This is a genomic window from Neolewinella agarilytica (genome assembly GCF_900110645.1).
GTDB lineage: Bacteria > Bacteroidota > Bacteroidia > Chitinophagales > Saprospiraceae > Neolewinella > Neolewinella agarilytica.
In genome coordinates this window covers 77,515-89,348 of sequence record NZ_FOFB01000012.1, presented here as the reverse complement: position 1 = coordinate 89,348, position 11,834 = coordinate 77,515, and the positions used below count along the sequence as shown (strand labels likewise).

Here is an 11,834-nt window from a genome sequence, read left to right as displayed (position 1 = left end):
TTTGATTTCAAGGGGGAAAGGGGCAGTAGCTTCTTTTCCTCTTTTTGGTTTTTGGATGTAGTAGTTAGCGGACGGGTATGGTTCTGAACTGAAATTTATGGGGGATTGCTGCTTCAGGGGTTAAGGGTTTCGTGTGGTGCTGCGCAGTCCCCGGGTTTTCCGCGTCGCTGGGCGATCCCCGGGTTACGTGATGGCTGTGCCATCTGCTTCACCCGGGGTTAAGGATGTTCGACCACTTCGTGGTCGGGAGGGGAAGAGTAGGACTGGTGGTGTGGCTGTGTGGCCCCGGGTTTTGCGCGTCGCTGGGCGATCCCCGGGTTTCGCTTCGGCTTCGCCGGCGCTGCACCCGGGGTTAAGGACGTTCGTCCCCTTCGGGGTCGGGATAAAGTTAGGAACCTGCCCTGGGCTTTTGATTATCGATATGAAAGTTGGCTGCTTGCGGTGGATTTTTTAAGCTGAGCAATCCTCAGCCCCTGCTTATCTTCCTCCCCACCAAGCACCCACCGATATGCCTCGCCCCGTTATATTATTCCTCCTTCTGAACTGTCTCGCCGCTCCTGTAACCGCCCAGTCTACCTGGCTAACGGAAGTGGAGCAGGAGGCTTTACCGGATTCTTTGAGGCATCTGTCCCGGAAGCTGAAAGCGGGAGACTCCACTGCGTTGGTGCCCCTGTCGGCCTTGCTGGACGACCAGCGATTAACCACTCAGCGACACTACTTCGGCCGGGATACGGTGACCGTGGCGCAGTTGGCCGGGCAGACATTTTTTCAATCTACTTACCTGGAGAATTTGAGCTGGGGCGCGCCAATCAGCGGAGCCACTCTATGGAAATATTGGCGGGACAATAGCCATAAGATTGTTTTTTCTCCCTTGCTTGGACGGTTTACGGATGTGCCACCCGGTACGCGGGAAGTTCGGTATGAATTACAACCGGCTGCTGCGCTTACGGACAAGGCCAGGTTGTTATCAGACTACAAAACCAAGATTTCCCGTGTTGTTGCCCATAAAGATTTCTTTATGCCGGTAAAATTGATTCCGGAGATCGGGAAGCTGGGAACCCCGGAAGCCTTTGTTTATCTTAAGGAGTGCGCTGCTGGTCAGCATTGGGGCAAGGGAGAGAGCCCGCGCGATAAGCAAGTGATAGAATCGATCATTAAGGGGTTGGCGCATTACCAGCGTATAGAAGCTGCGCAATTAGTATTAACGCTTACCCGTCGGTTGGAAGGGTGGGGGCATAATGGGTTTGTGTCGTCGATGAACTGGATAACGGGGATAGACCTGCGAGCAGACTGGCGAGCTGATCAAGACAGCCTGGTGGCGGAGTATCAGCGCCTACTGGACTCCTTGCCCGCCTTGGCGCAGCTGCGAGAATTGGGGTTCCGGCGGGCGGATGCTGCCCGCCCGGAAGACTTTGCGGACCGTGGTGCTTACCTGGAATACCTCATCACCCGGCCCGGGCAAAAAGCCTGGGTGCTGTTTCAGGCGCTGCGGGAGTTGGAAGCGATGCGGGACCCCCGTATATTGGTGCAGTTGGCGGCGCTTCCGCTGCACGAGAATATCTTTTCTTCCCGGAACCTGAGCGGGGAAAGCAGGAGTAGGCTGGAAGGCCTGACGGGCGTGCGGCTGTTGGTGAAAGATAGTGAAGGGGAGTTGGTGGCTGATGGCTATGATCGGGTGAAAAGCCGGAACGCGCTTCACTACTGGGTAGCGCATTATGATGAGTATCAATGGTCTGATGTAGCGGCGCGCTTCGTTTATCAGGGCGATGATATAAAGCCTTTGGACACGCTGGCGGTATTGGTGGAGCAGCTGTATACCAAAGATGATGCGGCGGCGGTAGGGGCGGTAGCCGAATTGATGCAGCTGCCGGTTGACAGCTTGTTGCGGCGGATTGACGGCCGCTACTTTGGTGGTCTGCACGGAGCCAATGGCGCACTTCCTTTAAGTCTGAAGACCAAACTTCCCGCTCTGGCGGAAGTATTAGCGATTTGCCGGGAGCGAGGGCAGTCGACGCGATTATCATTACGGACCGAAGCAACTTTAAAGCGCTTGTGCGCTGCGGTTAACGGAGCGGAACGAGAGAAAATCTTATCGATGCTGGAGGAGCCCAGGATAGACAACATTACGGCACTGGAGGCCTGGGGCTACGTTCACGCCCGGCAGTACCCCGACGCGGTGGAGGCGCTGGATGAATGGGTAAAGGTCTGGTACGCTGATCAGTGGACATCAGGGAGTTTGAGTGGGGAGAATTTTCGGTTGTTTATACTGAAATCTGCTTTGCGGCGGACGGGGCGGTTTCGGGGGCTATGGGAGGACTTTGAGGCCTTGATTCGGGGGGCTGGTCCGGAAGCCCTGACGGCGCTTGAGGTGTTGCGTGTAGCGGATACGGATGAGCGGATTCGTGCGGAAGCAGCGGGGATTTTGGCGCGGACGCAGGTGCAAAGTCAGGACCGCTTCACCGTGAAGGAATATCTCGATTTTGGTGCCCTGGGGGCACCGGTTCCGGTGGAGCGGGTGTCCGTTGGGTTGACGCCCACTGCGCTGGCGGCAATGTTTGGTCGGTTCGAGGGGAGCTCCCAGGAGGCGCGATACCGTCTCATTCAGTTGATTGATCATCACCGCGATACGACGATGACGCCTCACCTGTTGGCGTTGGCTGGGGATACGACTACGATTATGAAGAGCTTTGTGTCTACCCGAACGGACAAAGGTCGCTTCACCGAGTACTTCTCTATCCGCCAGGGGGACTACATGATCTGGATATTGGAGAAGCTGCACGGCGTACGCTTCAGGAACGAGGAGCAGGCCTTGCCCGAGGAGGTACCGGTGAGGACTTCATCAAGTCAGGCAGAGTTGCGGGATAAGTGGCGGTTGGCGAAGCGGTGGCGGGGGTGGTTGGGGGAGAGGTAGGCGTAGTATTGTTTGGTGACTTACCTCCCCCAGGGTTAAGAAAGTTGGCCGCCCGCTGTACTGTGGGGCCGTAAGGGCGAGGCAAGAACGGCTGTACATCTACGTCCAAAAACGTATATTTATCTATCAAATTTTGCGCCTCGCCCCCAATTTTTTACCTTAGGTCTACGCTACTACTCTTTACCCGGAAATGACCAACCCTGAACTACTCGACTTATTGAACAAGGACCTGCCCGAGGGGCTGGACTGGGTCGTGGGGGAGTGTAAAGACAAGTGCATTGGTTTCGCGCTGAAGAACCTGGTGAAAACCGGAAATTTGCACGAGCGGAAAACCCGGGCGAAGGAAATGTTCTCAGATGCCTTACTAACCTTTACAGATCACGTACAGCAAGGGCGTATAACTGAACTTAAGGCGAACGTCGGCACTTACCTTTGTGCGACCATGAAGTACGCCTACCTGGGGGAACAGCGTCGCGCTAAGCGAGCCCCGTTGACCCTAACGGAAGACTATGCGGTTGCTACCGTAGAAGAACGGGAAGAACGGGAACTGGTGCGCCGCGCCTTGCGCCGCCTGATTCGGGAGTTGGGCGATGCGTGCCGGGAGTTGCTGACTTTTCGTTACTACGACAATCTGCCCTACGCTGAAATCCTTACGATTACTGCAGAGCAGTATGCCTCGGTTAATGTATTACGTAATAAGAGTAGTAAGTGCATGAAACGCCTCCGTGAGAAAGTGAGCGAAAACGTACCGGCAATAAGAACATCCCCCAATGCTTAACGACAAAGACATTGCGCTGCTGGAGGCTTATACCTACGGTGAGATCAGCCCGGAAGCAGAAGCCGAACTGCGGGGCCGCCTGGAGGAGGACGCGGACTTTGCCGCTGCCGTCCGCCGCTGGGAGCTGGTGGAGCGGGAAGGTTTCGTAATTGAGCCGAGCGTAGCGACCAGGGCTGCGGTAGCGGATGCTCTGAACCGGGAAAAGACCGGGACGGAAGAACGTTCCTCCGGAATACCCTGGTGGTGGTATATACTTGGTGCCTTGACCGTTGGGCTACTCGCCTACGGTGGCTGGAGCTTGCTCCATCAACCTTCCACTGCACCTGCGACCGCGCCCGAAAACGCACCAACCGAAGTACAAGCGGATGGTCCCTACGCAGATCTGGTCAGGGAGTACTTCCGGCACCTGCCCAGCGAGAACTTCCACCTCGGCAGCGAGGAAACCCTCGAAGAACGCGCCCTGGCTGCCTACGAAGCCCGTGATTACGCCACCGCGCTGCCACTCTTGCTGGAAACAGTAGAGATGGGTGGGGATAGTTTGAATTTGCTGTATGCGGGGGTGGCGGCGTTGGGGCTAGGGGATGGGGAGGCGGCGGTAATGTATGCCGAAGCTGTGCTCAATGGACTTAGGCGCACCGAGTATTTTGATGATGCTAACTATATAAAAGTACTAGGCCTCATTCAGGCAGATGAGCTTGAAGTTGCTAAGGTAATTATCCAAAGTCAAGCATCAAATTCAAAATATTCATATATAGAGCTTAATTCAAAAATTGATAATTAAACATCTATTTCGATGAACAATAATGTACAACCATATATTGGGTATCCGATACTAAACAAATTACTTTCATTAGACGAAAGTGCTAATAATATTGGGCTACTGTACCCTGTACTGCTTAAAGGTGAAAGCTCTAATTATTTTATTCCAGTTGCTGGAAGGGATGAAATAGACAGTATCAAGACTCGATTCAAAAAAAAGGAGCCTTACTTTATTATTAACCTACAAATGCCTTTGGGAACAAGTGTTCCTAACAGTATTCAAGGCAACTCATCTATTCTTAGTCCATTGAATCTTCAGGTTGTCAGACTGATTCAATTTGTAAAAGACGAAGAAATCATTTTTTCGAAACAGGAAACATTGTTGGAAGAGGTTAGTACTAACGATTTGATTGATTGGAGTTTTCCTATGGCACTTACTACGGCACTGTATGAAGACGCCTTTAATAGTGAAGATCAGTTTGGGGATAAAGATTGCTCTTGGGTTGCAAGAGGTATTGTTGGAGGAAGCCAGAAAGGCGCTCCGTTTATTTTCTATATTGATAGATATCAGAATGGTAACACAAGGCCCTTTTATCTAGGGATAGGAGGGCATAAATATTACAATGAATATTTTTGTGAGGTTGGAAAAGACTTTCCTAAAGAACACTCGTCCGATACTTACGATGCTATCGGAATTGATGAGTTTGAGTTCATAAATGGATTTGCTTATGCAGTAAATAACAAATGGAAAATTGCACCGCACCGAAGGAATAAATTTGGCCCAGGCTGATTGTACATTTTGTCACCCCACCACCCCCGCCCAACTCCCCGCCCACCAATACTTCTTCGTTCCCATTCCCGAGGCCATTTTCACCTTAGCACGCCAGAGAGCTTCGGCGGGGGATTGGCCGGCAAACAACTGGCGGTAGAATTCTTCGAGTAGTTCTTTAGTGGGTGGTCCTTTGACTTGCCAGAGGCTGGACACCACGTGTTGGGCACCCGCCAGCCGGAAGGAACGGCTGATGGTGAAATTTCCCTCTCCGGCTCGCTGCTGCCCCAGGCGGGTTTCGCAGGCGGCGAGAACGACTAATTTATTTGTAAGGTTGAGGCTTTCAATACTGGCTGCATCAAATTTATCATTCCTGGACAGGTAAATGTAATTGTCTTGTAAGCGGTCAGGGTTACTTTTGGCATGTGCGGAAAAATGCAGGATGTTAGCGGGTGTGGCCAGGGCTTGTAACCGTTGGGGGGAGGTTCCACCAATGTGTTCCTGATATTGCGCTGCGTGCATTTTCAGCGAATCGTGCGTAGGCTGAAAATAAGCAGCCAGCCCGCTGTGGGCGACGACGGCAACGGAGAGGTTTTGTACTGAGAATGGCTTCTTGTTTTTATGGATCTGATCTACGGCCCAGCTGCTGGCGTAGCGGATGCGATGGCGGTGTAGCAGAAAGGGTAATTCATCTCTGTCGGTAAGCGTAGAAGGTTGCTCCGTCAGCAATGCTTCGAAGGGGAGGGTAGACAGTGGTCCATCAGGAATCACCAGCAGCGGTTGCCCGGGCGGTAGAATTATTGCGATGGATTGAAACAGCTGTTGATAGAGTCGGTGCGCCAGGCTCCGGTAAGATTCTATGGTCTGATGATCGGGAACCGCTACGTCAAGGATGGCCCGCAGGGCTTTTATGTTGCCGCTAATTCCGGTAGTGTCCAGCTCGACTACTTTTTCGCCTGCTTCCGTGAGGGCCAGTGCGAAGAGCTTCCCGCCGAGCCAGGAATACATCAACAGCGATTCTTCCCGCAGCTGGGAGGCTGGCGGAGGAGAGGTGTTGAGCAGCAGGCCCACCTTACCATTATCGTTCAGGGTACTGATTTGTTCTTCCAGTTGTTGACGGTCGTTCAACAGACCCTGCCGTTGATTGGCCAGTGCTGTTTGCTGAGCTTCCGGGGCAAGTTGTTGCAAGGTTTCCACGACATTGATTCGTTTCTGCAGGGTAAGCAGGCTGTCCTGCAACAGATAGCGGGGTAGGTCCATTTGTTGGTCCCTTTTGAGCAGGTCGCGGCGCATTAAAAGGGATTTTGCCGCATCCATTCGTTGGAGGACATCCAATGCTTTAGCGTAAGCGGGGGCCAGGCGGTACTGATCGATGGAGGAGACAACACCTATTTCAAGGCCTTCCGTACCGAAGGCACTGAGTTGATACAGAAGAGAACTGTTAGACAGGTTACTTTGCCTTGCGGACCAATTCGCCAGCACAAAGCCGATGTATTGATCTGCCAGTTCGAGTGCTTCCAGGCTACCGGTTTGCTCATACTCGATCCACTTGGCGGTGGCCAGGTCGATGAGGTTATTGAGGCAGACTATGGTTTCGGGTATTTGTTCGGTAAGTGTTTTGGGAATCAGGACGTCCAGTGAAGCACACCTTCCATTTGTGAGGTAGGCGGCGGCGATTTCCCATAATGCAGCGTAGTCTTTTTGTTGTTTGGCACTTTCTTCCAGGAAGTAGTCGGCTTCATCCTTTAGCAGTACATTAAAGGGCTGAATTTGCGGGTAGATTTCCCGGTAATAGTTCGTTGCTTCAGCGATGGATTCCGGGTTTCGGGTGAGTCGCATGGCTTTTAGTCTGGCGGTGAAGCCATATCGGAGAGGATATTCGGGGCGTAGACTGGCTTCCATTTGCTGACAGGCATCCTTAAATTCTTCGTCTGTGCCCAGCATGGCTTTATGCATTGCGTTCTCCGCAAAGGCTTGGGGCAGGCGAGGGGATGTTTGTTGTTGGTATTGGCTGATGGCGCGTTCAACAGCGGAGAGCGAGCGCGCAAAAAGCTGCTCTATTTCAGTTTTTGATTTCAGGTTAAACCGTTGTTTTCTGATGGCCCTGGCCTGGAAGAGGTAGAGTTGGGCTTTGGTGTCGTGCAGTTGGGTGGTGGCTTCATTGTCAGGCAATTTCAGGCTGTCCACCAGTGCTTCTATTTCCGGGAAGTGATAATCTACCCGTAACTCCAGCACTTTCAGTAGGGCCAGGTCGAGGTCGAGTGATCTGGCAGCCGGTAACTGTTGGCGGACGGCCTGCGCTAGTTGGGCGTAATGGACAATACTGTCAGTATACTGCCAATGCTCGAAGTGCAGTTTGGTCAGCAGGCTGGCCAGGCGATAGAGGTCGGCGTTTATGTCGTCGTCGGTGCTTTGTTTGAGCAGGCTGAGGGCTTCTCTTCCCAGCTGCATGGCTTTCTCGTAGGCCAGGTTTTCGTAGGCGTTTTCGGCTTGATAGAGGGTGAGGCAGGCACGATCATTGGTGGACTGTCCGCTCAGCGCATCTGTCTGGGCGAGTAGCTGGCGGCGTTCGGTGTCGTTGCCGCTTAGTTGGTTGGCCCTGAGGTCTTGCTTTAGTTCGGCGAAGCTTTCTACGGAGAGCGTATTGGGCTGACAGCTGAAGAGGAGTACGAGCAGTAGCGTAGTCTGCAAGCAATTCAGTAGGATAGGGACGACGGAGATTGGGCGGTTGATAACTGATGGGGTTGAAATGCGGCGGCGATTTTTTGGGCGCGGCCGCAGGTGCAGAGAAAGGAAAAAAGCAGGGATTGCAAGACTACCGTTTGAAGAGATAACGGTCAGCGTTAGAACAATTTTAAAAAAAAGTAGCGAAAGACCGGTTACGTTTTACGGCTTACTACACTAAGCCTACGAAAGATGTCCTAATCGGAACAGAAAGCAGGCTGTAAGGGCTGGCTAATCTTCTCAAAGTGGACTTCTCATTATTAACCGATCCAGAAATACACTAATGCAAGAACCCAAACCAGTTTGTTTTTCAAGGGACGCGCAGCTGTCCGTCAAAGCCTTGAAGAGAATACAGGAGCAACAAAAATTTGCCAAAGAGAACGCAGCGGTCTTTGCCTCCCTCACCCGTCGGGAACGAGAAATCCTGACGGATTGGGCCAGCGGAAAGACTAACGACGCGATTGCCGAAGAGCATATTGTTTCTCCGCACACCATCCGCACCCACCGGCAGAACGTACGGGCGAAGCTGCGTATTCATCATACGGTGGAGGCGGTTTGGTGGGCGCAGTGTTTTGATTTGGTGTGAGAATCTACGCCTCAAGACGTATTGCCCACGCCCTGAACTAAAAATAATTTTACGACAGCCTATTTCATATGGCGGATAGTAGTTGGTTTTAGGGCTGCTACGCTACTGATAAAATATAATGCTATGATACGATTTTTACTTTTCTTGGTGTTGTTATTTCTTGGCCTGTTGGTAGAGGGGCAGACGGTGGTTTGTAATAACGCTGCTAATAGTTTGAACACGCAAGCGGATGTGGATGCCCTAGGAGCACTTAACTGTACGGAAATAAACGGCAGACTGGGTATTTATGGAAGTGATATTACGGACCTTACTCCATTAAGTAGCATCACGTCCTGTTTGGATTTAGTCGTAGCTAATAGCAGTCTGACTACTTTGGACGGATTAGAGAATGTTGAAGCAACACTTATTGAGATTAGGGATAATGACTTGTTAACGGACATTGACGCCGTACTAGGGAATGATACGCTTGTCGCTCTTCGAATTCTTCGTAACGACAACCTTACTACTATAAATTGGCCCAACCTGAAATTTATTGATCCACAAATTAATGGTGACTTCCACATTATACCCGGTAATGGGCTTTCTTCTGTATCCTTTCCCAATTTGGAGCGTGTTGAGGGGCGCTTTATCTTAGAGGAGTCTCGGGATCAGGGAGTGACTTATGACTTTTCTAGCTTGAGAGCGGTTAGAGATCTAACCATCGAGGATAGCAACTTGTCCGACCTTAGCGCTTTCCCTTCGCTAGAAGAAGTCGATGATTTTAATCTATTAAACACCAATATACCAACGCTATCGGGGCTTAGTAGCTTGACCACCATAAATAGAGATCTTGTCATCTTACGTGATGAGGGTTTGACCAACCTTGACGGAATGCCTAATTTGGTCAGCGTTGGTCGCGTAATTGTTGGGAATAATGCTAATCTTACATCTTGTGCCATCTCGGCGATCTGCGACTTGATAGAAGACGGTGGTTCCTCTTCAATCGGCAACAACGGCCCCGGTTGTAACTCAGTCGCTGAAGTAGAGGCTGCCTGCCTCACCGCCCTCCCCGTCACCTGGCAAAGCTTCACGGCCAGGGCGGTAGACAAGGGTGTTCAGCTCCGTTGGTCCACGACGCAGGAGGAAAACAACACCGGCTATACCGTAGAGCACAGCCTGGACGGCATTGCTTTTCAACCTACTCAGCACCTGCGTCCGCGCCCCCAAAACGCTGGTGGTATCCACGAATATGACTGGTGGCACCCGAATAGGGTAGGTGGGACGCACTACTACCGCATCCGGCAGGAGGATTATGATGGGGAGGTGAGTTATTCGGAGGTACGGGAAATTCGTCTGGTGGAGGAAGTAGCCTTTGAGGTCTACCCAACGGTAGTACGGGATCTGCTCACTATTCGCTCAGCCTACGAACAAACGACTGTCCGTATACGGAGTATGAACGGTCAGGTGCTGCTCACGCAGCGGCTCAATGCGGGTGTACATCAGCTATCTCTTCATACTCTGGCAGCAGGGATGTATCTGGTTGATGATGGGGTAGGGGGTGTGCATCGTGTTATTCGGTGAGGATCGATACTATCACAAGGGAGTCTTTATATTTAAAAAAAAGCATATTGATATGATTAAGCCAACCATCGAAGCTCTGCTGCGGGTGATGAAACATAAAGGTTACAAGGTCTACGACAAAGTTGATGTGGACTGGAATCTGAACATTATAGGTATTCGTAACCGTAATCCTGTGCCCGATAAGTTTGATGATACACTAGTAGTTTTTCATCGGTTTTTAGGGGACTGGCATATTACTTACTACCCGGTTACGACTGACCCAAGCGTAAAGTATTTGAAGGAGCCAATTCTAAAGAAAGGAACAGCAATACTAAAGGAAGGACAATACTTGGGAGCCTATACTATCCGGCCACATAATGGTAAGTATTTGGCATTGTGCCAGTCTTGGTCACATCCCACAGGAGTAAGTGTATACCGAAACCAAAAAGGATCGGGGACACTCATTTTTGATGAAAGTACACTTGATCATGGGGCTCGTCTGGGGATTAATATCCACAAAGGACCGCGTAGCGGTAACTGGGATTCAGAAACTAAAAATTACTCAAAAGGATGTACCGTCTTTGCGGACAGCAGACATTTTGAGGAGTTTATGCTGAAATGCCGCTTTGGAAAAGAAGCTTTTGGTAATTCGTTCACTTACACCTTGCTCAATGAGGTGGACTTCGACCTTAAATAATATTGCTATGGAAAAGGAAATTGAGTTGTTAAAGGCAGAATTGGGAGTTTTGAAGGACGCACTTCAGGAAGAACAATTGCACCGGAGGCATTTATTGGTCTCTCAGCAGAAGCAAGCGTTCATAAAACTACGAGCAGCTATTTTAGATTCGAGTGAGTTGCAAAACAACTACGAGAGCCTACTGCGAGAATTGAATCTAGCCGATTTTCTTGGCCTAGTAGCTGAGATCAATAGCCCGACCTCTGACAAAATGGGTTTTACGCTCATCGAGGTAGTCTACGAGGCGGTGGATAAGGTGCTGCTTCCCTTGAACGGGGGAGAAGATCGTGATAACCACAAGCGGCGTTTTAAGGAAATACTGAAGAAAATCTTTGATAATCCTATCGCATCTGCCGTGATCAATTCTAACCCCGTAACTGGGGTTATTGGAAAGGTAGTTGATTTTGCTTCTGGCTTTGTCGATTCTGTGATCGACCGTAGCCTTGGAGGTTCTGCTAGAAAAATTAAGGTGGTAACCAGTGAAGTAATCAACGCGGATCGGATAAAAGCCTTTGCTAGTGGGATGAAAAAGTACGAGGTGCTTTACGGAGATTTAGCAACAGCTTTGCAAGCTTTCAGGAGCTCCTTATCTCACGTAAAGTCTGGTATGCAGAACAGTTTATTGGAGTACGGTAGTGCTTACGATCAATTTTTGAACCTTCTGTCATTAGATATTAAAGACCCCTTTGTCGGACTTGATAAGGTGTTTCGTTTAGCAGATGAAGGCTGGGATGGTTTATCAGAAGCGACACTGGCAGAGGTCACAGGAGATGATCGTATTGCTAAAGCATTGCGGTTTGTGAATGAAATGCAAAACGCGGAAGTCCGACTCAGTTCGCTAAGAGGGCAGTTTAGTACTGCGCAGATAACCTTTAAGAAGCGCCTAGTGGAAGTTCTTAGAAGGCCTCTTGAAGAAGGTTGGGAAGACGCTAGAGTAGACCAGGACCGCCTACGGGAAACGATTAACGAAATACAATTATTAACGGAACGCTCTAGCTCCCTGATGGCGAGCATGGCTTAGATAGACCGCCT

Annotated in this window: 9 protein-coding genes; 8 read left to right on the top strand and 1 reads right to left on the bottom strand. The window is 50.7% G+C overall.

Annotation, left to right across the window (positions count from 1 at the left end):
* Positions 1–508: 508 nt before the first annotated feature.
* From BM123_RS12060 to BM123_RS12045, 4 genes are all read left to right on the top strand, one after another.
* Positions 509–2,911 carry a hypothetical protein gene (locus BM123_RS12060; RefSeq protein ID WP_090168816.1) on the top strand — a complete coding sequence of 801 codons (2,403 nt, stop codon included), beginning with the start codon at positions 509–511 and terminating at the stop codon, positions 2,909–2,911.
* Positions 2,912–3,101: 190 nt separating this feature from the next.
* Complete coding sequence (locus tag BM123_RS12055) at positions 3,102–3,689, top strand: RNA polymerase sigma factor (RefSeq protein ID WP_090168814.1); 588 nt, start codon at positions 3,102–3,104, stop codon at positions 3,687–3,689.
* On the top strand, positions 3,682–4,470 hold the full coding sequence (locus tag BM123_RS12050) for an anti-sigma factor (protein ID WP_090168813.1): 789 nt from the start codon (positions 3,682–3,684) through the stop codon (positions 4,468–4,470). The genes BM123_RS12055 and BM123_RS12050 overlap by 8 nt, the downstream gene beginning before the upstream one ends.
* Before the next feature lie 12 nt (positions 4,471–4,482).
* Entirely contained in the window at positions 4,483–5,238 is a 756-nt protein-coding gene (locus tag BM123_RS12045) for a hypothetical protein (RefSeq protein WP_090168810.1), read from the top strand.
* A 12-nt stretch (positions 5,239–5,250) separates the two neighbouring features.
* Here BM123_RS12045 and BM123_RS12040 read toward each other — a convergent pair whose 3' ends face one another.
* On the bottom strand, positions 5,251–7,908 hold the full coding sequence (locus BM123_RS12040) for a CHAT domain-containing protein (protein ID WP_090168808.1): 2,658 nt from the start codon (positions 7,906–7,908) through the stop codon (positions 5,251–5,253).
* A gap of 373 nt (positions 7,909–8,281) precedes the next feature.
* Here BM123_RS12040 and BM123_RS12035 point away from each other — a divergent pair, with 373 nt between their 5' ends.
* From BM123_RS12035 to BM123_RS12020, 4 genes are all read left to right on the top strand, one after another.
* Positions 8,282–8,527: a response regulator transcription factor gene (locus tag BM123_RS12035; protein ID WP_175489348.1), complete on the top strand. Its 246-nt coding sequence runs from the start codon at positions 8,282–8,284 to the stop codon at positions 8,525–8,527.
* A gap of 123 nt (positions 8,528–8,650) precedes the next feature.
* Positions 8,651–10,087, top strand: coding sequence for a hypothetical protein (locus tag BM123_RS12030; RefSeq protein ID WP_090168802.1), 1,437 nt, complete (start codon positions 8,651–8,653; stop codon positions 10,085–10,087).
* Positions 10,088–10,139: 52 nt separating this feature from the next.
* Complete coding sequence (locus BM123_RS12025) at positions 10,140–10,763, top strand: hypothetical protein (RefSeq protein ID WP_090168800.1); 624 nt, start codon at positions 10,140–10,142, stop codon at positions 10,761–10,763.
* Positions 10,764–10,770: 7 nt separating this feature from the next.
* Positions 10,771–11,823: a hypothetical protein gene (locus BM123_RS12020; RefSeq protein ID WP_090168798.1), complete on the top strand. Its 1,053-nt coding sequence runs from the start codon at positions 10,771–10,773 to the stop codon at positions 11,821–11,823.
* The last annotated feature ends 11 nt before the right edge of the window (positions 11,824–11,834 follow it).